Annotated in this window: 12 protein-coding genes; 6 read left to right on the top strand and 6 right to left on the bottom strand. The window is 70.0% G+C overall.

Going from position 1 to position 21,962, the window contains the following annotated elements; translation table 11 throughout:
* The first annotated feature begins 72 nt into the window (after positions 1-72).
* The 6 genes from MQN93_RS31530 to MQN93_RS31505 all read left to right on the top strand — a co-directional run bounded on the left by MQN93_RS31530 (position 73) and on the right by MQN93_RS31505 (position 6,042).
* Positions 73-1,098, top strand: coding sequence for an amidohydrolase family protein (locus MQN93_RS31530; RefSeq protein ID WP_242712247.1), 1,026 nt, complete (start codon positions 73-75; stop codon positions 1,096-1,098).
* A gap of 35 nt (positions 1,099-1,133) precedes the next feature.
* Positions 1,134-1,817 (top strand): 4-carboxy-4-hydroxy-2-oxoadipate aldolase/oxaloacetate decarboxylase, encoded by a 684-nt coding sequence (gene ligK / locus MQN93_RS31525; protein WP_242712246.1) that lies wholly within the window; start codon positions 1,134-1,136, stop codon positions 1,815-1,817.
* Positions 1,818-1,879: 62 nt separating this feature from the next.
* On the top strand, positions 1,880-2,740 hold the full coding sequence (locus MQN93_RS31520) for an amidohydrolase family protein (RefSeq protein ID WP_242712245.1): 861 nt from the start codon (positions 1,880-1,882) through the stop codon (positions 2,738-2,740).
* Complete coding sequence (locus tag MQN93_RS31515; RefSeq protein ID WP_242712244.1) at positions 2,733-3,629, top strand: substrate-binding domain-containing protein; 897 nt, start codon at positions 2,733-2,735, stop codon at positions 3,627-3,629. Before MQN93_RS31520 ends, MQN93_RS31515 begins: the two co-directional genes overlap by 8 nt.
* A gap of 56 nt (positions 3,630-3,685) precedes the next feature.
* A complete protein-coding gene (locus tag MQN93_RS31510; RefSeq protein ID WP_016432830.1) occupies positions 3,686-5,017 on the top strand; it encodes a C4-dicarboxylate transporter DctA in 1,332 nt (443 codons plus the stop codon).
* An 11-nt stretch (positions 5,018-5,028) separates the two neighbouring features.
* The gene (locus MQN93_RS31505; RefSeq protein ID WP_242712243.1) at positions 5,029-6,042 is read left to right on the top strand and encodes an MFS transporter; all 1,014 of its coding nucleotides are present in this window, start codon (positions 5,029-5,031) and stop codon (positions 6,040-6,042) included.
* 88 nt (positions 6,043-6,130) lie between these two features.
* On the opposite strand, the gene MQN93_RS31500 is transcribed toward MQN93_RS31505, so the two are convergent.
* The 6 genes from MQN93_RS31500 to MQN93_RS31475 form a co-directional block, all read right to left on the bottom strand.
* Entirely contained in the window at positions 6,131-7,381 is a 1,251-nt protein-coding gene (locus MQN93_RS31500) for a lectin (protein WP_242712242.1), read from the bottom strand.
* Between the two features lie 205 nt (positions 7,382-7,586).
* Positions 7,587-9,647, bottom strand: coding sequence for a glycoside hydrolase family 30 protein (locus MQN93_RS31495; RefSeq protein WP_242712241.1), 2,061 nt, complete (start codon positions 9,645-9,647; stop codon positions 7,587-7,589).
* 69 nt (positions 9,648-9,716) lie between these two features.
* A complete protein-coding gene (locus tag MQN93_RS31490) occupies positions 9,717-12,254 on the bottom strand; it encodes an MGH1-like glycoside hydrolase domain-containing protein (protein WP_242712240.1) in 2,538 nt (845 codons plus the stop codon).
* 85 nt (positions 12,255-12,339) lie between these two features.
* Positions 12,340-15,615 carry a family 78 glycoside hydrolase catalytic domain gene (locus MQN93_RS31485; RefSeq protein WP_242712239.1) on the bottom strand — a complete coding sequence of 1,092 codons (3,276 nt, stop codon included), beginning with the start codon at positions 15,613-15,615 and terminating at the stop codon, positions 12,340-12,342.
* Between the two features lie 76 nt (positions 15,616-15,691).
* Complete coding sequence (locus MQN93_RS31480) at positions 15,692-19,114, bottom strand: glycosyl hydrolase (RefSeq protein WP_242712238.1); 3,423 nt, start codon at positions 19,112-19,114, stop codon at positions 15,692-15,694.
* Between the two features lie 162 nt (positions 19,115-19,276).
* Positions 19,277-21,892 carry a glycoside hydrolase family 127 protein gene (locus MQN93_RS31475; RefSeq protein ID WP_242712237.1) on the bottom strand — a complete coding sequence of 872 codons (2,616 nt, stop codon included), beginning with the start codon at positions 21,890-21,892 and terminating at the stop codon, positions 19,277-19,279.
* Positions 21,893-21,962: the final 70 nt, after the last annotated feature.

Below are 21,962 nucleotides of genomic sequence, written 5' to 3'. Positions count from 1 at the left end.
GCCGCTTCGGACGCGACACCGGGACAGACCCCGGACGCGACCCCGGGACCGCCCAGCGAAGGAGAACCCGTCTTGATCATCGATTGCCACGGCCACTACACGACCGCGCCACCAGCGCTGGGGGAGTGGCGCGAGCGCCAGATCCAGGCCCTGACCGGGGATGGCGAGGCACCGCGGCAGGCGGATCTGCGGATCAGTGACGACGAGATCCGGGACACGATCGAGGCCAACCAGCTGCGTCAGATGGACGAGCGCGGCATCGACGTGACCGTCTTCTCCCCGCGGGCCTCGTTCATGGCGCACCACATCGGCGACTTCGCCGTCTCGCAGGCCTGGGCCCGGGTCTGCAACGACCTGTGCGCCCGCGTCGCCGAACTGTTCCCCGCCCGGTTCGCTCCCGCGGCGATGCTGCCGCAGTCACCCGGCGTCGACCCGGCGACCTGCATACCCGAGCTGATCCGCGCGGTCGAGGAGCTCGGAGCGGTCGCGGTCAATCTCAACCCCGACCCCTCCGGCGGTCACTGGACGGCGCCCCCGCTGACCGATCGCTCCTGGTATCCGCTCTACGAGAAGTTCGTCGAGCTCGACGTGCCGGTGATGGTGCACGTGAGCACCAGCGACAACGCCGCGTTCCACACCACCGGGGCGCACTACCTCAACGCCGACACCACCGCCGTCATGCAGCTGATCCAGGGAGATCTGTTCGCCGACTTCCCCACCCTGCGGCTGGTCGTACCGCACGGTGGCGGGGCGGTGCCGTACCACTGGGGGCGCTTTCGCGGTCTGGCGCAGGCACTGGGCAAGCCGGAGCTGACCGACCATCTGCTGAACAACGTCTTCTTCGACACCTGCGTCTACCACCAGCCCGGCATCGACCTCTTGCTCAAGGTGATGCCGCACAAGAACGTGCTCTTCGCCTCGGAGATGATCGGGGCGGTGCGGGGCGTCGACCCGGTCACCGGGCACCACTTCGACGACACACGCCGCTACGTCGAAGCGGCAGGCCTGTCGCCCGCGGACCTCGCGGCCATCGAGGAGGGCAACGCCCGCACCGTCTATCCCCGGCTCGACGCCCGTCTGCGCAAGGCCGGCCGGTGAACCAAGGGCCGGCAGTACGCCAGAGAGGAACCACCATGCAAGAACTCGGCGTCGTCCACACCACGATCGAACGGGCCGAGCCCGCCGCGGTGAACCGCCTGTCCAGGCTGGGAGTTGCGACCGTCCACGAGGCGATGGGCCGACTCGGCCTGATGCGTCCCTACATCCGCCCGGTGTACCCCGGCGCCCGGCTGTGCGGTACGGCGGTGACCGTGCTCCTGCAGCCCGGCGACAACTGGATGCTTCACGTGGCCGTCGAGCAGGTCAGGCCCGGCGACGTCGTTGTCGCGGCCTGCACCACCGAGTGCGAGGACGGCTTCTTCGGCGAGCTGCTGGCCACGTCGCTGCGGGCACACGGCGCGCTCGGCCTGGTGATCGACGGCGGCTGCCGCGACGTCGCCGACCTGGAGCGGCTCGACTTCCCCGTCTTCAGCCGGGCCGTTCACGCCAAGGGCACTGTCAAGGCGACGCCCGGCTCGGTCAACGTACCGGTCGTGTGCGCGAACGTCCTGGTGAACCCGGGTGACGTGGTGCTCGCGGACGCCGACGGCGTGGTCGTCGTACCGGCCGCGAAGGCTGCCGAGACCGCCGAGGCCGGCGAACTCCGGGAGGCCAAGGAGGAGGAGAAGCGCCGGCGGCTGGCCGCCGGTGAACTCGGCCTCGACATCTACCACATGCGTGACGATCTGCAGTCCCACGGCCTGCGCTACGTCGACTGACTCATCTGCCTCACCTGACTCGACCGAGTCGACTGAGCAGACCGAAAGGACATGACCCCTTCATGCTGGTGATCGACAACCACACCCACGTCATCTCGCCCGACCGCGAGCGCTATCCGGTCGCTCCGGTCGGCGGACGTCAGTCGGAGTGGTCGCAGGACCACCCAGTGGACATCGACGGACTCCTGCGTGCACTGGACGCCGCGGAGATCGCCAAGGCCGTGGTGGTGCAGGCCTCGACGGTGTACGGCCACGACAACCGCTATGTCGTCGAGGCGGTGCGCGCCCACCCCGACCGGTTCATCGGCGTCTACTCGATCGACGCCGTCGCGCCGGACGCCGTGGAGCGCATCAAGCACTGGCAGGCCGAAGGCCTCTCCGGATTCCGGCTGTTCACCACCGGCACCACGATGCCCGGCCAGGCGGACTGGCTGGGCCACGAGGACTCGTATCCCGCCTGGGCCTACGCCGAGGAGCAGAACATACCGGTCTGCCTGCAGATGACGATCCAGGGCCTGCCCGCGCTCCGAGAGCTGCTGAAACGATTCCCCGGAGTGCGGGTGCTGCTCGACCACTGCGCCCGACCCGACCTGTCCGACGGCCGCCCTTACCGGCTTGCCGCCGACCTCTTCGACATGGCCGCCTTCCCCGGCGTCCACCTCAAGCTCACCCACCGGGCGCTGGCGGCGGCGGAGAAGGGCGCGTCCGTACCCACCGAGTTCCTGGCGGACCTGGTAGCGGCGTACGGGGCGAACCGCATCGCCTGGGGCTCGAACTTCCCCGCGGCGGACGGCACACCGGCCGACCTCCTGGCCCAGGCACGCAAGGCGACGTCCGAACTCCCGCAGGCCGACCAGGAACTCATCTTCGGCGGGACGAGCGCCGCGTTCTACGCCGGCGGAAAGGGAGAATCCCGTGGCTGAACTCCCCGTACTGCGCACCGTGTTGGGTGACTACCCGCACACGGCACCACTGAAGAACGGCGACGTCGAAAGCCCCCGGCTGCGGCTGGACTTCGTCTCCGTCTCACCCATCCACCGGGCGTTCGCCCCCATGGTGCGGGAGGAGGCCTACGACCTCAGCGAACTGGCCGTCGTGACCGCCCTGCAGGCCATCGCCTACGGCCGCCCCGTCGTCCTGCTGCCCGCCGTTGTCGCCGCACGCTTCCAGCGCGGCTGCCTCATCGCCCACGCCTCGCGCCCCGTCAGGCCCGAAGACCTGAAGGGCAAGCGCATCGGAGTGCGGTCGTACACCCAGACCACCGGCATGTGGGTGCGCGCCCACCTGGCGGAGGACTACGGCCTGGCGGCGCAGGACGTCCAGTGGATCACCCGCGACGGCGCGCACGTGGCCGAATACGCCGTCCCGGCGTTCGTCACGCACGATGAGCATGCCGCGAACCTCCCCGACCGGCTGCGCGAGGGACGCATCGACGCCGCCGTCCTCGGCAACGACCTGCCCGAGGGCGACGAGTTCGTGCCCGTCGTCCCCGACGCCGCCGCCCGAGACGAACAGTGGTGGCAGCGGCACGGCTTCATGCCGATCAACCACATGGTGGCCGTGTCGGCCTCGACCTTCCGCGCAGACCCCGACGCCGTCCGTGAGAGCTACGCCCTGCTGCGGCGCGCGGACGCCTCCGTGGAACGCCCCGAGGGCAGGCCGCATCCCACGCTCTTCGGCTACGAAAACCTGCGCGGCCCCGTCGAGTCGGTGATCGACGCCTGCCTCGCCCAGCACCTGCTGCCTCGACGGCTCAGCCCGGACGAGGTCTTCGGCCCGGCCAGGGAGGTGCTCGGAAACGACGCGGACTGACGCCGACGGCCAACCCCCTGTCGGCACCGGACATTCAACGGAGAAAGCCGGAAACGATGAGCGATACCCATTCCCCTTCCGCCGGCGCCCCCAGCAGAGCGGGCACCTCGGAGCAGAACACCAAGAAGCGCCCGCCGTTCTACCGTGACCTGGCCGTCCAGGTCCTCGCCGGAGTCGCACTTGGCGTGCTCGTCGGCGCGCTCGCGCCCTCGGTGGGACAGCATGTGCAGTTCCTCGGCGACATCTTCATCCATCTGATCCAGATGGTCGTCGGCCTGATCATCTTCTGTACGGTGACCCACGGCATCGCCAGCGTGCGCGACCTGGGCAAGGTCGGCCGCATCGCGGTCCGTTCACTGATCTACTTCGAGGTCATCACCACGATTGCGCTCGTGATCGGGCTCGTCGTGGTCAACGTGCTCAAGCCGGGCTCCGGCATGCACATCGACCCCGCCCACCTGCACACCGATTCCTCCGCGCCCGCGCCCGCCAAGTCGGAGGGCTTCGACGACTTCCTCGTCGGCCTGGTACCGACCTCAGCGGTACAGGCCTTCGCCGAGAGCAGCATCCTCCAGATCCTGGTCTTCTCCGTGCTGTTCGCCTGCGGGCTGGCATCTGTGGGCGAGAAGGCACAGCCGGTGCTGGACGTGGTCTCGACGGTGCAGCAGGCGCTCTTCTGGATCATCCGCAAGGTCATGCGCGTCGCCCCGCTGGCCGCCTTCGGCGCCATCGGCTACACGGTGTCCCAGTACGGTCTGGGAACCCTCCTCTCGCTCGGCCGGCTGGTGGCGGTGTTCTACCTGATCGTCGTGCTGTTCTTCGTCCTGGTCCTGTGGCCGGTCTCGCGGTACGCGGGGGTGAGCCTGCTGAAGCTGATGCGCTACTTCCGCGCCGAACTGGTCCTGGTGCTCGGCACCAGCTCCTCCGAGAGCGTGTTCCCCCAGCTGACGGCCAAGTTGAAGAACCTCGGTGTGGACGAACCCGTCGTGGGCCTCGTACTGCCGACGGCCTACAGCTTCAACCACGACGGCACCTGCCTGTACTTTGCCGCAGTGAGCGTCTTCCTCGGCCAGGCCACCGGAACGGATCTCAGCTGGACGGCCCAACTCGGCCTCCTGCTGGTGCTGTTGCTCACCTCCAAGGGAGGCGCGGGAGTGTCCGGCTCGGCCATCGCCGTACTCGCGCTCACACTCAGCGCGACCCACACGATCCCCGTCAGCAGCATCGCCCTGGTCCTCGGCGTGCACAGCATCCTGTCGGCCGCCTTCGTCTTCACCAACATCGCCGGCAACTGCGTGGCCACCCTCGTCGTCGGCAAATGGGAGAACGCGATCGACCGGGACCGGCTGCGCACGCAGCTGAACGCCGGTTACCAGCAGGCCGCATAGCGGTCGCCGAGGTGAGCGCGCCCGACGCCCGGCGGGACTTCCGGTGGCTGTGGGCCGGGCAGACGGTGTCGCTCGTCGGCGATCAGGTGTCGGCCTTCGTACTGCCGACGGTCGCCGTGGTGGTCCTGCACGTCGGCAACGCCGAGGTCGGCGTCCTCAACGCGATCGCCACCGCCGCCTACCCGGTGCTGGGACTGTTCGTCGGGGTCCTGATGGACCGCATCCGCCGCCGCCCGGCGATGATCGTGGCAGACCTCGTGCGAGGTGCGGCCTTCGCGACGCTCCCGTTGGCCGCCGCCTTCGACGCGCTGTCCCTGGCCCACCTGTACGCCGTTGCCGCGGTGTCCGGGATCTTCTCGGTCCTCTTCGACGTGGCCTACCAGTCCTACCTGCCCACGCTCCTGACCGGTGAGCCGCTCGCCCAGGGCAATGCGCGACTGGAGATGTCCAGCAGTGTCTCGCGCCTCACCGGACCCACCATCGGCGGGGCACTGCTGCAAGCACTGGCCGCGACCGGCGCCCTGGCGGCGTACGCCCTGTCCTTCCTGGCATCCGTGGTGGGCGTCCTCCTCGTCCGAACCCCCGAACCCGCCCCGCCCGCTCACGCCACCGGCACTGGATTATGGCGCCCGATCGCCGAGGGCCTGCGCTTCCTGTGGCACCATCCGCTGCTACGCCCGCTCACCCTGGCGGCGGGACTGCGCAACCTCGGGATGAGCACGGGGCGCGGTTTCACCGCCGGAGCCGTAGCGGCGGTGGCAGGGGCGCTACTGAGCGGCCGCCTGACCCGACGCCTGGGCGCCGGCCGCACCCTGCTGCTGACCGGATGCGAGGGCCTGGCCTGGCTGGCCGTCTCCCTCCCCCTCGGCGCCCTGGCAGGCGGCACACTCGCCCAACTCCTCACCACCACGTACGGCCCCCGCCTCGGCCTGACTCTCGCTCTGACGTCGGGTGCCGCTGTGGCGGCTCTGTCGCTGCCCATCTTGGTGGCCGGGAGAATCCGCCGGATCCAGCACAGCCCGTGACACAGGGAAAGCACGCGGCCGGGGTCTGCTCCAGCAGCCCCCGGCCCCGCACTCGCAGCCGCTCAACTCGCGCTCACTGCGCGTCAGTTCAGCCGATCGTCCACTTCTGGTTCGCCCCGCCCGTGCAGGTCCAGATCTGGAGGCGGGTGCCGTTGGCGGAGTTGTTGCCGGTTACGTCGAGGCACTTGTTGGCCTGGGGGTTGACGATGTCGTTAGCGCTGCTGACGGCCCACTTCTGGTTGGGGCCGCCGGTGCAGTCCCAGAGTTGGACGGTGGAGCCGTCGGCGGTGCCGTTGTCCGTCACGTCGAGGCACTTGCCGAGGGCGCGGATCGTTCCGTCGGAGCCGACGGTCCACTGCTGGGCGGCGGTGCCGTTGCAGTCGTAGAGCTGTACGGGAGTCCCGTTGGCGGAGTTCGCGCCGGCGACGTCCACGCACTTGCCGGCCAGGCCCCTGATCGCCGAGCCGGTGGAGGTACCGCCGGTAGTGACGGAGACGGAGTCGACGATGAGCTGCTGGGGGAAGGTGGTGGAGCCGTCGGGGTCGCCGGGCCAGTAGCCGCCGACGGCGAGGTTGAGGATGAGGAAGAAGGGCTTGTTGAAGACCCAGGTCTTGCCGCCGAGGTCGGCGGGGGTGCGGGTCTGGTAGACGTTGCCGTCGACGGACCAGGTGATGCGGTCGGGGGCCCAGTCGACGGCGAAGGTGTGGAAGGCGTCGGCGAAGGCCTGGCCGTTCGGCAGGGTGTAGCCGGCGCCGATGCCGCCGGAGCCGGAGTAGCCAGGGCCGTGGATGGTGCCGTGGATGGTGGAGGGCTCGAAGCCGACGTTCTCCATGACGTCGATCTCGCCGGAGTCGGGCCAGTTGACCGGGGTGCCGAGCATCCAGAAGGCCGGCCACATGCCCTGCCCGCGCGGGATCTTCATCCGCGCCTCGACGTGGCCGTACTGGGCGTTGAACTTGCCGGAGGTGTTGAGGCGGGCGCTGGTGTACTGGCAGGTGCCGTACCAGCACTGGTAGTTGGCGGGGTTCTCCTTGCGGGCGGTGATGACCAGGTGGCCCTGGCCGTCGAGGGCGGCGTTGTTGGTGCCGGAGGTGTAGTACTGCCGCTCGTGGTTGTTGACGTTGTCGCCGGTCTCGATCTGCCACTTCGAGCCGTCGACGGCGGCACCGGCGGGGCCGTCGAAGTTGTCGGAGAACGCCACGGCCGCGGCGGCTGCCTTCGAGGCGGCGGGGGAGGCGTCCGGCGGATCCGCGTGCGCCGCACCGGTCGCGGCGGACGCGACCAACACGGCGGAGAGGGCGGCGAACAGGCATCTTCGGAGCAGACGTGGAGAGGCCACGGCTCTTCCTTCCATACGGCGGCCGGGCGCACGAATGAGCCGACCGAGGTGGGGGATGAAGGCGTCGCCTCTTGATTTAAGGAGTGAAGTAAGAGTCCGTCAATACTTTGGTACGGACCACTGACCGGTGCCCCTCCCGGTGCCCCTGCCGAGCGACGATCTCGTCTCGGCAGGGGCACCGGAGCAGGGACACCGGAGGTGAGGATCAGGCGTGCCGACTCGGCAGCACCGTCAGATCGTCGAACTGCGAGGTGGTGTAGGAGTCCAGGCCCAGGCCGACCTGACCGTGGTCGTACGTCGCGTCGGACACCTGGGCGACCTCCGTCCCGTCGATCCGGGCCGTGATCGTCTCTCCCGAGAAACCGAGCGAGACCCGGTGCCAGGTGTCGGCCCCGGCAGAGGAGAGGCTGCCGCTCGCCAGGACACGTGTGGTCTTGTCGGGGGCGAGGACCTCCAGCGACCAGGTGCCGGAGTCAGAGAGCTTCATGTAGTAGCCCTGCCATGCATTGACGCGCCCGGTGCCGACGTTGTTGAGCTGGTTCACCACGCGGCCGAGCAGCGAGGCCGTACCGGTGTGGTCGATCAGCACCTTCGCCGAGACGGTGTAGTCGGTCCACCTGCTGTCCCCGGACAGCGTGAGCGGGGCCGCCACCCTGGACCACTTCGTGGGCGGCGTCGTGATGGACTGACGCAGGCAACGGCCGGTGCCGCGACTGCCGGAAGCTGCCTGCGGGGCGCCGGCGCAGGGCGCTACCTGGAAGGCTCCCTCCATGTCGGAGACATAGCGCGGGGTGGCCGCGATCCGGTAGGAGTCGAAGCTCTCGCGGTAGGGCAGTGCCATGGTCCGCGTACGGGGTGCGCTCGCCGCGGCGCGGCCCTTGCCCCCGGGCATGGTGGTCAGCGTTGTGACCGTGCCCGGCTGAAGGGTGATGCCGTGCCCGCCCTTCGCGTCGGGGGCCACATCATGACCGCGGACGAACCAGTCGGCGGGGTCGGTGGATTCGAGCGTGGTCGTCCAGCGGTGCAGGGCACCGCGCGGCAGCTTGCCGGTCGGCGTGACGCTGACGTTCTGCGGGGCGCTCGCCCCGGTCGTCTCGAACACGGTCGTGTACGAGGGCCGGGGGCCCGGGGATCGCAGGGTCACGTACGTGCCGCCGCCGTCGAGGTAGCCGCTGGCGGAGTCGACATAGCTCCAGCCCGGCCGGGTGAACTGCGCGGTCTGGGCGATGGTCCACAGCGTCGGACCGAGGTCGTAGTGGCCGCTCCACGGCTCGTTGGCCTGGAGCAGACCACTGCCCTGCATCTGGACGGTCGGGTACCAGGCGTACGCCGCGGGCCAGTTGATGAACGCCGTGATGCGGGAGTCGACGTACTCGTGGTTCATCTCCGCGGCGAGGCGCGTCGCACCGGTGAGGTAGTTGTTCCAGCCCGATTCGCTGGCGAACAGTGGCTTGTCGAGGCTGAGGGCGTCCGGTGAGCTGGAGCAGTGGACGGCGGAGCAGGGGTAGTGGATGCCGACGACGTCCGTGGCGGCGTCGAAGGCGGGGTCGTTCTTCATGTCGGTGGCCACCTGCCAGCCGGCGTTGTCGGCCGCCACCACCTTGACGTCACCATGGCCATGGCGCACCAGGGCGGCCTTGAGCTTGCCGTACCAGGCTGCGTCCCAGCCCTTCTCGTTCCAGCCGCCGAGATAGTCGATGTGCAGGTCGTGCTGTTGTGCGCAGCCGATCCACTTCATCAGATAGTCGATGTTGTCCTCGGACCAGAAGCCGGCGTCGAACCAACCGGGCGCGCCCCATTCGAGGCCGTAGAAACGGATGTCGGGGTTGCGTTTCTGGGCCTGCTCCATGAGCCACCACTCGTAGCCGCGGTTGCAGTCGACCTGGGTGGGTGTGCGCATGTGGCTGGGCTCGGCGCCGTTGCTGGAGTTGGTGTCGGAGCCGATCTCCACCTTCAGGATCTGCAGCGAGGCGCCGTAGCCGGGCTTGAAGAGGTAGTCCAGGATGCGGCTGCGTTCGGGTTCGGGGTAGTCGACCAGCAGCCGTGAGGTGCCGCCGCCTCCGCTGATGGCGCCGATGCCGTCGAAGACGCGCCCCGTACCGGCGCCGTCCACGACGATCTGCTGTACCGGGGGCGTGCCGTTGTCGGCGCGTGCGGTGGCCGGGGCGACGAGCGCCAGGCAGGACACGGCGAGGGCGCACACCGCGCGGGCGGCGCGTCCGGGAAGCCGGCGCAGCGCGCCGCTCCGTCTCTCTGTTCCGAGCATGGTTCTCCGTAGGTTGTCGAACAGGTGGACCCGATGGGTGGTTCAGACGGGCGGGTTGAGACAGGTGGTTCAGAGGGAGACGTGGGTGCGGCCCGCCGGGACCTTCCGGCCGCGCGTACGGCCGTCCTTGCCGAAGACCTCGACACGGGCAGGACCGTCGGCGTTGATGTCGAAGGAGGCGCCGGAGCCGTGCAGTACAAAGTTGCGGACGGCGACGCGGGCGCCCGTGGCACGGAAGACGGTGCGACCGTCCCGGACCAGCGTGGTCCTGTCGGGTCCGGCGGAGACGGCGTAAGTGTGCCCGCGCAGCTGGACGTTGGCGACGGTGTTGGTGCCCGGCAGTGCGAGCGTGCCGAACATGAGGGCCGACGCGTCGCCGTCCCACGGATTGTCGGAGATGAGTTCGTGCAGGCCCTGCACGGGCATTGCGTTGGACCAGGAGTAGGTGCGCCACGCGGTGTCGACCGCGGAGTCCATGACGGACTGCCCGGGCTCGGGGTCGAAGGACTCCGGGAACCAGTTCTCCTTGTCCCAGGCGTCCAGGTACATCGCGGTGCTGCGGGCGGCGAACCGGCCGGCCACGTCGTCGAAGCCGTACCGCTTGACGCCGTCGTAGACGGTGGCGTTCATCGGCGGCCACACCGCGCCCTTCCACTGCTCGGGCGCCGTGTCCTCGCCGTAGCGGTCGAAGAAGCGGAAGTGCTCGGAGTCGGGGTGCACCGGGCCGCCGGAGCAGTACGCCGGGTCGTTGCGGGCGACGCTGGGGACGACGTACTCGCCCCAGAACTCCTCTGGATCGAGCAGGTGTTGCTCGACCAGGATGCGTGCCCGCTCCTGCGTGGCGAGGCCGGCGAACAGCGGGTAGAAGACGGTCGGCGTGACCACCTCGTTCCACGTGCCGTCCAGGTAGCGGCTCAGGTACAGGCCCTTCTCGGCGTGCCACAGCCGGTCGTTGAGCAGGCGCCGGATCGTCGCGTGCTGTGCGGCGAACCGCTGCGCGTCCTGCGGTTTGCCGAGCACGCGCGCCATCTTGGCCAGGGTCTCGGCGAGCAGCGCGTAGTAGGAGTTCAGGGCCACGTCGGTGAGGTCGGTGTTGTCGCGCTTGTCGCCGCTGCCGCCCTGCTTGGGGACGCGGTGGTAGTCGGCGTAGACGGGACTGTCGTCCAGGCCGAGGTGATTGCCCCGGCCGCCGACGCGGTCTCCGAAGTAGGGGGTTTCCAGCAGGCCGTCGCGGTCGGTGTCCCACTCGGGCAGCAGGTCGTGGAAGGTGACGAGCACGGGGTACGTCTTCTCCAGGATCGAGCGGTCGCCGAACTTGGTGTACAGCCGCCAGGCGGCGTACGCGTGCATGGGCCCGGAGTTCTGCTGGTCGTAGCGGGGTCCCAGCAGCGGTACCTGGTTGGGCGGTGCCGGGGCCTCGAAGACGTCCGTCTCGTGCTGCAGGGCGAGCGTCCGGCTGACGAAGGCGGCGTTCACGGCGTCGAACGCCGAGTCCCAGCCCGTGAACAGACCGCCTCCGCCGCCCCATCCCCACATCACGTAGTTGCGTCGGCGGTCCCGGTCGTAGTTCGTGTTGAGCGACAGCGCGTCGCGTACGGCGTCGGCCGCCCGTCCCACCGGTCCCGAGCCGGTGAGGTTGCCGCCACCGACATGGGCCGCCGCGGCCAGCGCGTGCTCCACCTCGTGCGCTTCCGGCGTCCCGGCCTTGACCGTACGGTCGTCGACGCGGGCGGTGAAGGTGATCGTACGTCCCTTGCCGAGGCGGTAGACCTGTGCGGCGACCGCGGTGCCCGATGTGCCGCTGCCGCCAGTCACCGCCGCCGTCATGTCGGCGACCGAGGCGTAGCAGCCGGTGCTGTCGGCGGGTTCGGTGGGAGACAGACGTATGTGACCGGTGCGGGTCGCATCCACAAGGCCCGGGGCGCTGCCCGTCAGACAGGTGCCGTCCACGGCGTACGACGCCTCCTCGCCCCAGGGGGAGGAGAGTTCGAGCACGACGGTCGTGTCGTCGTCGAGTGCGGTGACGGCTCCGACCAGTTCGCTGCCGTCGCCCGTGCGCGCGTAACGGACGCGTATGGTGCGCTTCTCGCTCTGCACCTGGTCGTATTTCTGCTGCAGCTGCGGGAGTTTGGCCGTGGCGTCGTCGACCGCGCTTTGCGACCACTGGTCGGGGTGCGCGATCACCTCGCGCAGTGCGTCCAGGTGCGCGGGCATGATCGTGCGGTCGTCGGTGGTGACCCGCACCTCCTTGTAGGCGCCGTCCGGAGTCATCGGACCGATCCGCCACAGGTAGTTGGTCATTTTCTCGCGGAGCAGCTTGCCCTGCGCGGTGAGCAGCCCGACGCGCAGGGCGAACCGTGACTCGCCGGTGCCGACGAACAGCGCGCCGGTCCAGTCCTGTTCCTTGACGCCGGGCATGGCGAACGGTCGTCGCAGCGTCGGATACGGCAGTTCGGACCGGTGCCCGGCGTCCGTGAGGCCTTGAGCAGCGGGCGAGGCCGCTGCGGCCTCGCCCGCGCCCGGCACGAGGCCGATCGCCGCGCTGCCGAGACCGGCCGCGCCGACGGTGCCGAGGAAGTGCCGTCGTGGCATCTGATGTCGTGCCATGTGCAGTCCTCTTCTCTCGTTCGATATCTCGGATGATGGTCGGAAGGTCGGGCACACCTCGCCGCGGAGGCATGCCCGACGAACCTCAGGAGGACGGCATGACCGACTCGAACTGCCAGTGTCCGGAACCCACTTGGTAGACCGACTCGGTGTCACCGGCCCGCAGCAGGTGTGCACCGCGCGGAGCGTCCACCCGGCCCTTCGCCGCCGGGACGTGGATCTCGGCCGTACTGCCGGCCGGCACGTCGACACTCAGCTGGAAGTGCTCACCAGTCCGCTTCCATGCGGTGCGCGCCACACCGTACGGAGTGCGGTAGGAACCGGAGGCCGACGTCAACTCGCCCGTCACCGCAGGGTCGATCAGCAGCTCGCGATAGCCGACCGAGTCGGCGGTCTGGTCGATGCCCGCGACACGCGTGGTGAACCAGGAGTCGATCGCGCCGAGCATGAAGTGGTTCTGCGACTGCCCCGGGCCGCCGTCCCAGGACTCGCCCAGCGTCGTGTTGCCGGCCAGGACCTGGTAGCCGTAGCTGGGACTGGTCGTCTGCGTGGCGATCTTCTCCACGATGTCGTCGCGTCCGGCGGCGGACAGCACACGGAACGCGGCCGGAAGGGAGATCTCGCCGAGCAGCAGATGGTGGCCGGCGGACTCGATGGAGGACGTGAAGTGGCCGAGGAGACGGGCCCGTTCGCCCGCCGGGTAGGCGCCCATGTCGAGGGCGAGGGCCTCGGCGCCCTGGCCGCCACCGCCGAACGTGCCCGTGTCCGTGGAGTAGTACGCGTCGGACAGCGCACGCACGCTGGCGTCGGCCTTCGCCCGGTAGTCGTCGGTCGCCGCCTGGTCGCCGAGCAGTGCGGCGATCCGCGCCATCGTGTCCACGACGCGCCAGTAGCCGTAAGTGCCCGCAACGGCCCGCGGGAAGGTGCGGTCCGGGGTGAACCAGTCGCCCAGGCCGTAGTCGAGGATGCCGCCGGAGACCTGCTTCTCCAGGAACGCCGCGTACTGCCGCATGCGCGGGTAGTAGGTGCGCAGGGTGTCGAGGTCGCCGTACGTCGTGTAGAGCTGCCACGGTACGAGGACGAAGGCGCCGCCCCAGTTGGAGTCGTTGCGGTAGGCGCCCGGCAGGCTGGTGTACTCCGGGACGGTGCTGGGGATGAGCCCGTCCTCAGTCTGCGCGTCCGCCATGTCCCGCACGATCTTGCGGAGTTGGGCCTCCATGTCGAAGTTGGCGGCCAGCGCCGGGAACACCAGTTGGTCCTGCTCCAGCCAGCCCAGCTTCTCCCGGCTGGGGCAGTCGGTGAGGACACTCATCATGTTGCCCTCGATGGCGCGCCGGATCAGCGAGTGGATGCCGTTGATCAGCGGGTCGGAGGTGGTGAGTTCACCGGCGGAGTCGTTGTCGGTGCGCAGGACCCGGCCGCGTACGGTGACCGTCGCTCCGGCGGGCACGCCCTTCAACTCCAGGTACCGGAACCCGTGGTAGCTGAAGGACGGATGCCAGGTCGCGGTGCGGGTGGACGCCGTGGTGTAGCTGTCCCACACCGGCGATCCAACGTTGCTGATGGACTGGAAGGCGTGGCCGTCCTTGAGGCTCTCGGCCGGGTAGATGCGTATCTCGCTGCCGGCGGGGGCGCCGCCGATCGTGATCTCCGGCCAGCCGGCGATGTTGCGGCCCAGGTCGAAGACGCGGCTGCCCGCGGCGCCTTCGACCTCCTTGCCGGTGAGGGTCTCCACGTTCCGGATCGGCTCGGTCTCGCGGGCGCTGAGGACGGCCGGAGCCTGCTCGGTGCCGGGGGAGGAGACGGTGACCGCGTGCTCCCAGGAGGAGCGGTCACCGCTCGGTTCGTCCCAGTGCGCGATCTCATGCCCGGCGTCGTAGTCCTCGCCGCCGTACCAGTTGGAGGACGTCGTCGGGCCGAGCGCGGTACGCCAGTCGTCGCCGCTGGTGATCGTGCGCACGCTGCCGTCGGCGAGGGTCACCTCCAGCCGGGCGATGAGCTTGGGGTCGCTGATGTTGCCGTAGAGCTTGCGGTAGCGGTCGGCGGTGCTGACCACGTTGGCCATGCCGTTGCCGAGCGCCACGCCGATGGTGTTGGCGCCCTTGCGCAGCCGCTTCGTGACGTCGTAGGTGACGTACTGGACGCGCTCGTTGTACGTCGTGTTGGCGGGCTCCAGGACGGCGTCACCCACCGGCTTGCCGTTGAGCGTGGCGTCGTAGACGCCGAGCCCGGCGATGTAGAGGCGGGCGCTGCGCACGGCACGCGGAAGCGCGAAGTCCTTTGCGAGCAGGGGGAGTCCGGACGGCAGATACGGCTTGGGCGCCTGCTGCCCGGTCACGTGCGCCAGGCCGGTGAAGGCCCCGTCGGCCGTGTCGCTCGCGGACAGGGCGTAGTCGGTGGGGAAGTTCGGAACCCGGCCGTCGTCGGTGAGGACGTCGGCCCGTGGATAGAGGGCCACCTCGTCGAACGTCTTGGCCGACTTGAGGTCGAGGGTGAGGGTGACGGGACGGTCGGAGACGTCGGCGGAGTCATGGGCCGCGCTGGAGTAACCCGCCGCGGTCTGCAGGGCGCTGTTGGGCAGGCCGTCGACCGCGAGGGCGGGCTCCCAGGTCTTGCGCACCGTGTTGGTCTCGGACGCGATGACGGCGGCGCCCTTGGCCAGACCGGCGGCCGAGGTGACGGAGTCGCGCACGTCGATCTCGCCCAGTTGCAGCCGCCAGGTGCGGTCGGGGAAGTTCTCCTCGAGGGGCAGACCGAGGCGGGTCACGTCCAGTCGGACGTAACGGGCCGTGGTGCGGGGCACCTTGACGACCACCGGCTCGACGCTGCGGTGACTCAACTGCCATTCGGGATGGGTGATCCAGTCCGCGTCCCAGTCCGAGGAGCGGGTCAGGCCGGTCTCGAACTCGGCCGGGGCACTCCAGTGGGAGGCCTGCCGCCCGTGCCCGGACCACAGCATGACGCGCCAGTACACATGGGCGCGGGAGCCGAGCGTACGACCGTGATACGTCGTCTCCGGCACGGCCGACGCCACCTTGCCGGAGTCCCACAGGTCGGGATGGCCGGAGCGCAGGCGCTGCAGCGAGCTGGCGGCCTGCACACGGTAGGCGCCCTGCAGCGCGTTCGCGGCGTGTGCCGCGGTCTGCCAGCTCAGGTTAGGAGTGGTGTCATCGATGCCAAGTGCTGTGCTCAGATGCTGAGTTCGCAGATCGTGCGGGGAAATGGTGGTGTCGGCCGTGGCGTCGGCGGTGACGGCCACGGCCAGCACGGTGACGAACGCGGTCAGGGCGGCGGGCAGGACGAGGGCGCGGCGAGCACCACCGCGTTTACCTGGCCTGTCGGGTAGTTCAGGTCTGGGCATGGTGATCCTTGTGATCCTTGAGGAGTACGGGGACCGTTGGAGGGCGGTGCGAGACGCTGCGATGTGGGGCGGGGGTTCACACGCGCTTGAGGTCGGCCGTGACACGACGGCGAAAGCGGAGTGTCACCGGACCGAGCAGTCCGGAGGGCAGCGGCTTGTTGCGTTCGTTGGACAGGGTGTTGGCGACCCGGACCTCCAGCCGGTTGTCGCCCGCGACCAGGTGACCGGTCACGTCGACGACGAAGGGCGCCCACAACCGGGGCTCCAACGCGGTGCCGTTGACGGTCACGGCCGCAACGTCCCGAACATCGCCGAGATCGAGCAGGACACGCCGCCCGTCGAGCAGCGAACGCTCCACGGAGACGGTGGTGGTGTAGGTGCCGCTGCCGGAGAACAGCGGATCGTGATCGGTCCAGCTGCTCAGCGGGCCCGTGACGGGCGTGGCGCCGTCACGTTCCAGAGTGAGCGTCCAGTCGCCGGTGACGGCGAGCGGGGCGAGCGGATCGTCGACGCGGACCGTGCCCTCATAGGTGCGGCCGCCGGCCGTGCCGGTCAGCCGGTGCTCGCCGGGCGCCGAGGCCTCGACGGTGACGCGCAAGGAGCGAGCGGACTCCTTCACGGCGAGGACGGGCAGCGGCGAGGAGGTGAGATGCGCCGGGGCCGGACCTCCGTGCCGGACCACCACGATCCGCGTCTCGTACGGATCGAGCGAGACCGGCAGGTGGATGCCCCGCTTGGAGGTGCGATACAGGGGCGCGGGACCGGCGTCGCCGGTCAGCGGGTCCCACAGTTCGGGCACGCCGTCGACCGGCAGGGTCGCCGTGGTCTCGACGGCGGTGCCGCTCTCGTTGTTCAACAAAAATGCCGTGTCCGTGCCCCGGGTGACGCGGAGCACCCGCACCTCGTCACGCGCCGGTTCCAGTAGGGCGGCGGCGACCCCGGCCTCGTGAGCGGCATCCCGCAGACCCGAGACGTCCGCCACCCGTACGGCCCGCCCCGCGCCGTAGCGGCGGCTGCCGGACACCGCGTCACCGAACAGGTCGGAAAGGCCACGGGCCAGCGAGCGGTCGTTGCCGTCGGCGTCGTCGGCCAGCAGGTCGCCGACCGCGATGACGGTGCCACCCGCCCGGACGAACGCGGCCAGCGTACGGATGCAGGCGGCATCCAGCGTGTACGTGTCCGGCAGTACCACCAGGTCGTAGCGGGCGGCGCCCACGGCGAGGGCGCCGTCGCGCACGCGGGCCCTGGACAGCAGCTGGTCGTCCCCGGCGAGCGCGCCCTCGTGGACGAGGTCGAAGTCGACCTGCGCCCGCTCCAGCGCGTAGGCGGCGTCGGACAGGGCGCCGTCCACCTCACCCTGCCGGTCGGTGCCGGTCCACTGCTCGGCGGCGCGCTGCGGCTGGAGCAGCGCGGTGCGAGCGCTGGAGGTGCCGCGGGCGACCTCCATCAGCCGCCCGATCCACTCGGCGAGCGGCTTCATCGCCCACCACCAGGGGGCCCGGGGGCCGAACGGCGGCGGGAAGTAGACGCGCGTCTCGTCGGTCCACAGGGCGTGCAGCACCGTCAGGTTGACGCCACGAGCCGCCTGCGCGCCGACCGTCGCATGCACGAAAGACGGCGTGACCTGCCAGCCCATGTTTCCGAACATCTCCATCAGGGCCCGGTCACGGCCCATCTGATGGGCCACGGACACCGGGTTGCGGGGCAGCATGGTCTGCTCCCCGGCCACGTACTCGGCGGTGATGATGTCGCCGCCGGGCACCTGCGCCCACTGGTTGACCTTGTGCAGGTCCCCGGTCGACGGAATCCGCTTGGCGGGCGCCGTCTCGTCGTACAGGGGATTGGTGATCAACGCGACCCCGCGCTCGTCGTACCAGCGGGACTGGCGCTCGAAGTAGCGCGCGAACCGGTTGGACACGGCCTGCCAGTAACGGCCGCGGGCGATCCGGCCGGGCCGCCCGAGATCGTCGAAGGCACTCGCGTACGCCACACCCGGCTCCACGCCGACGTCGCGCAGCGCCCGCTCCAGCGTGGGTGACCACGGCAGCCGCTTGAAGTGGGCCTCGGCGGAGGCGAAGAACGGCTCGTCGTCCCAGAACCCTGGTATGACGTTGCCGAAGTACTTGCCGAAGCGGCGGTAGTACTCGCCGGGCACGATGTCGAGGAACAGCTTGACGGGCTCGTCGTCGAGGAGGTCCACATAACTGCGGCTGTAGCCCTGGCTGTCGTCGATGAGCGGCACTCCGCCGAACAGGTCGATCTGCCAACGCCCCGCAGGGACCTGCCACTTGGCGTCCCCGTCGAGCCGGCTCGTCAGGTCGACGATGTCGGACGCGTCGGCGGAGTCCGCGGGGCGGGCCGCGGCGGCCACGGCACGGGAGGCCAGGGCGGCACGCTCCGGGAAGTCCCCGGCGGCGTCCGCCGTGTCGAAGGAGGACGAGTACAGGGTGCTGCCGTCGGCCGACGTGACGGACAGGCTGTCCCACAGGCCGCGCTCGTCCCCGACCGCGCGCACGCCGACGCTTCCCGAGGCGTACCGGTCGTCGGTGACGGACCCCTTGTCCCGGCCGTCCAGCGTGACGGACAGGCCGCTGCCGCGCACGGTGACGGTCAGCGTGTGGTACTTGGTCTTGTTGAAGCCGTCGGTGCGGGTGCTGCGCAGCAGCTCCACCGGCTCGGTGTCCTGCGCCAGGCGGAGCACGGTGACGACACCGGTCTGGTCGAAGCCGACCGCGTACCCGCCGAGACCGTCGGCCGTGGCGCGGACGACAAGCCCGGCCGCGGTGTGGTCGGCCTTCGCGCTGCCGCTGACGGTGCAGTCGGTCCAGCTCTCCCCGGCCCGCAGGACGGCGGCGCCGTTCGACACACCGGCGTCGGCGACCAGATGGCCCGCCTCCACGCCCACGCCCGTGCTGTGGCGCAAGTCGACGGTGGCCGGTCCCTCCACCACGGTGGTCGACCGCCACAGTGCCTTCAGCCGCAGTTCCGGCCGGGGCGTGTAGGTGCGGGAGCCGACCGTGCCGCCCTTGACGATGTACTCCCCGGCCCGGCCGCTCGGGAAGTGGTCGTCGTTGAACAGCCACACCCTCATGCCCGTGCGCTCGGCGGTGCGCAGGACATGGCCCACGATGTCGAACCAGCCCTCGGTGAAGAAGGCGGGCTGCATCTCGGCGTTGTCGAAGGAGAACAGGACGACCTCGTACATGCCCTTGTCGCGCAGGTCGGCCATCTGGCGGTCCACCAGGTCGGGGGTGACCGGGCCGTTCCAGTACCAGTAGACGGTGGGGCGGCTGTCCTTGGCGGGGTCGGCGAAGCCGGGTGCGGAGTAACTGTGGCGGGTGGCCTCGGTGGTTGCTGCCTCGGTGGTTGCTGCCGCGGTGGCGGAGCCCGCGGCCCGGGCCGGTGCGGGCAGGCCGGTCGCGAGCACGCCACCGGCGAGGCCGGCCGCGACGACGAAGGTGCGTCTGGGAAGCGGGTTTTCGGACTGTGGTGCGGGCATGGAGGGTCCTTTTGTGCGGGTGGGGGTGCGGGCTCGATGGGAGAGGGGTTCAGGTACGCGAGGCGTGCGGATGCAGGTACGACCGTGCAGGAGTGGGCGGAACGGTCGCGGTCCTGCGCCGGGCCTCGCGCGCCGACGGTGGAGCAGACCGGTGACCGTGGCTCAGCCGGCCGCCAGCCGTGCCATCTCCGCGGCGCTCAACGCCCGGTTGTGCAATCGGAAGTCGCGCACCGCTCCGTGCAGGTAGGGATGCGTGGTGTTCTGCGAGCGCCCCAGATAGTTCCGGCTGGTCGCACCCAGCAGCAGGGGACCGCTGACCATCGCGGGGTTGCGGCCGACCTCCGTGCCGTCGAGGTAGAGCACGCCGGTGCGGCCGCCCAGCGTCAGGGCCACGTGCGTCCAACGGCCCACCGGCAGCGGCCCGGTGGCGTCCACCACGTCCTCCGTCTCCATGCCGGCGATCTTCAGCGCGGCGCGGGCGCGCCCGGCCCCGGTGGTCGCGGCGAGGAAGAGGTAGGTGTCCTTGTGGTACCCGAGGTCGAAGACCCGGGCGGACGCGGCGAGGCTGTCGACCCGTACCCGGACACTGACGGTCAGTTCGTCCAGACCGCTCAACAGCCCTGGCGGCAGCGCCAGATGACCGCTCGTCCCGTCGAACGCCACGGCGGTCTCGCCGCCGTCGGTCGTCCAGGTGGCGCCGCCGGCGAGCGTCGCGGCGACGAAGGTGCCGGTGGTGTCGGCCGCCGTCGTACCGCTGCCCTCTCGCAACGGATAGCGGGCGATGTCCCTTTCGCGGCCGGGTCGCGGGGTGTGGGCCCAGTACACGTTGTAGCGCTCGTGCTGGACCTCGTGGAACGGACGCAGCGTGACCGTGCGACCGTCGGCCTCGGCGGTGAACTCGGTGGGCCTGCCTGCGGCGGCCCGCAGGCTGTCGGGCCGGATGGTGGGCAGGGTGGCCAGGGCGGTGTCGCCGTACTCCCCGGCCAGGACGAGGGGGCCGTAGGACAGCGAGGAGACCTGCGGATTGTCCGGGGCGGGACGCCACACGGGGGTGCGCGGCAGCACGAGTTCGACCACGTCACCGGGTCGCCAGCGGCGCTCCACCGTGGCGTAGCTGCCGGGCCGCAGGGGCGCGGCGATGCGGCGCCCGTTGACCTTGAGGGTGGGCGGACGATCCGTACCGGCCGCCCAGGACGGGATCCGCATCTTCATCGTGAAACGCGCGGTGCCATCCGTGACGGTCAGCCGTGTGCGGTCGGCCGTCGGGTACTCCGTCTCCTGACGTAGCGTCACCCCCACTGCTGACCAGTCGAGTTCGGACGGGATGAACAGGTTCACGTACACAGTGGGCCGTGCGTGCGGTGCGCTGGAGTGGAAGTAGATGCTGTCGGCGAACTTGGTGTGCGTCTCCAGGCCCGTGCCGTGGTCGCAGGAGAAGTTGTCGTAGTCGCTGCTGTAGCTGCCGGGTGCCGCGCCTAGGCCGCCCTTGGGCTCGCGCTGCGAGCCCGCCCACAGACCGGTGTAGTACGTGACGAAGCCGTGCTCGGAGTCCGGGTCCTGCTCGCCGAGCATCTGGTTGTAGAGGGTCCACTCGTAGTGGTCCATGTACTCGGCGCGGTTCGGGCGGTGCAGGAAGAGCTGCCGCCCGAGTTTGAGCATGTTGTAGCTGTTGCAGTTCTCGCAGGTCACCTCGGAGAGCCGGCTGACGATCTCGTCCGGCGGGCCGAAGAGCTCCTGGTTGGAGTTGCCGCCGATGGCGTACGAGTGGTGGTGGACGACCGTCGTCCAGAAGGTGTCCGCGACGTTCCAATAGCGGGAGTCACCGGTCGTCTCATAACTCGGCACGGCGCCGACGACCTTGGCGATCTCGGTGTTGGCGTGCCGGCCGGCGAGCTCGTCGCGTCCGGCGGCCAGCGGCGTGTACAGGTCCTCGTGGTCGAAGCGCTGAGCGGTCCGCAGATGGGTGGGGTCACCGGTGACCTGGTAGAGCCGGGTGAGTACGTCGTTCATGCCGCCGAACTCGACCTTCAGCACGGTCTGCATCTGCTCGTGGGACAGCGGCGCCGTTCGTGCGTCCACCCAGGCCGCCTTCTCCAGCAGGACCTCGAACGCCTCGCGGTTGCCGCTCAGTTGGTACTGGTCGAGCAGCCCGGCCATGATCTTGTGCAGCGTGTAGTAGGGGGCCCACGGCTTGCCCCCCGCCTCCAGCTGGTCGAAGACCGACTCGGGGAAGGCGGAGAGGTAGCCCCGGTGGAATCCCGCCGAGGTCGCGGCCTGCTGGCACCGCGCCAGTCCGGAGACCAGGGCGCGCCCCTTGTCGGCGTACGCGCTGTCACCGGTGTTCGCATGGGCCTGCGCCAGTGCGCTCAGCAGATGGCCGGTGGTGTGCCCGCGCAACTGGACGTCCGGCGCCTCCCAGCCGCCGCAGGGCTGGGCGGTGGACGGCAGGCCGACGTTGACGCGGAAGGTGTGCAGGAGCCGGTCGATGTCGACGAAGCGGAGATAGGCGCAGGTGCGCCGCATGTTGGCGAGGAAAGGGCTGTCGAGCAGCCGTACTTGGGAAAGCGGGAAGGCGGAGAGGAGCGGCTCCGCCCCGGGTCTTTTGCCACCGTCGCGGTCCGCGGCTCCGGCCGTCGATGCGGTGGTCGACGTGCCCGACGAGGCGGCGTGTGCGGACGGGTCCATGGGGGAGGGCAGTGCGGTGACAGCGGCCGCGGCCGAGGCCGCGAACACGATCTGACGGCGGGAAGGAGTGGCGAGGACGCGCTGTGCGGGCACGCGCTGGCTCCCTTCGAGTGGGCAGCGATTTCCTGGGTGGCCAAGGAATTTTTGAATCGTTAAAGTCACT

Source organism: Streptomyces spinosisporus, assembly GCF_022698145.1.
Taxonomy (GTDB): Bacteria; Actinomycetota; Actinomycetes; order Streptomycetales; family Streptomycetaceae; genus Streptomyces; species Streptomyces spinosisporus.
This window is presented reverse-complemented; position numbering and strand designations above follow the sequence as displayed.

Coding starts and splice junctions, on each gene's coding strand:
- MQN93_RS31495 (WP_242712241.1), bottom strand. CDS start 9,647: ATGCTCGGAACAGAGAGACGGAGCGGCGCGCTGCGCCGGCTTCCCGGA.
- MQN93_RS31490 (WP_242712240.1), bottom strand. CDS start 12,254: ATGGCACGACATCAGATGCCACGACGGCACTTCCTCGGCACCGTCGGC.
- MQN93_RS31480 (WP_242712238.1), bottom strand. CDS start 19,114: ATGCCCGCACCACAGTCCGAAAACCCGCTTCCCAGACGCACCTTCGTC.
- MQN93_RS31520 (WP_242712245.1), top strand. CDS start 1,880: ATGCTGGTGATCGACAACCACACCCACGTCATCTCGCCCGACCGCGAG.
- MQN93_RS31485 (WP_242712239.1), bottom strand. CDS start 15,615: ATGCCCAGACCTGAACTACCCGACAGGCCAGGTAAACGCGGTGGTGCT.
- ligK (WP_242712246.1), top strand. CDS start 1,134: ATGCAAGAACTCGGCGTCGTCCACACCACGATCGAACGGGCCGAGCCC.
- MQN93_RS31510 (WP_016432830.1), top strand. CDS start 3,686: ATGAGCGATACCCATTCCCCTTCCGCCGGCGCCCCCAGCAGAGCGGGC.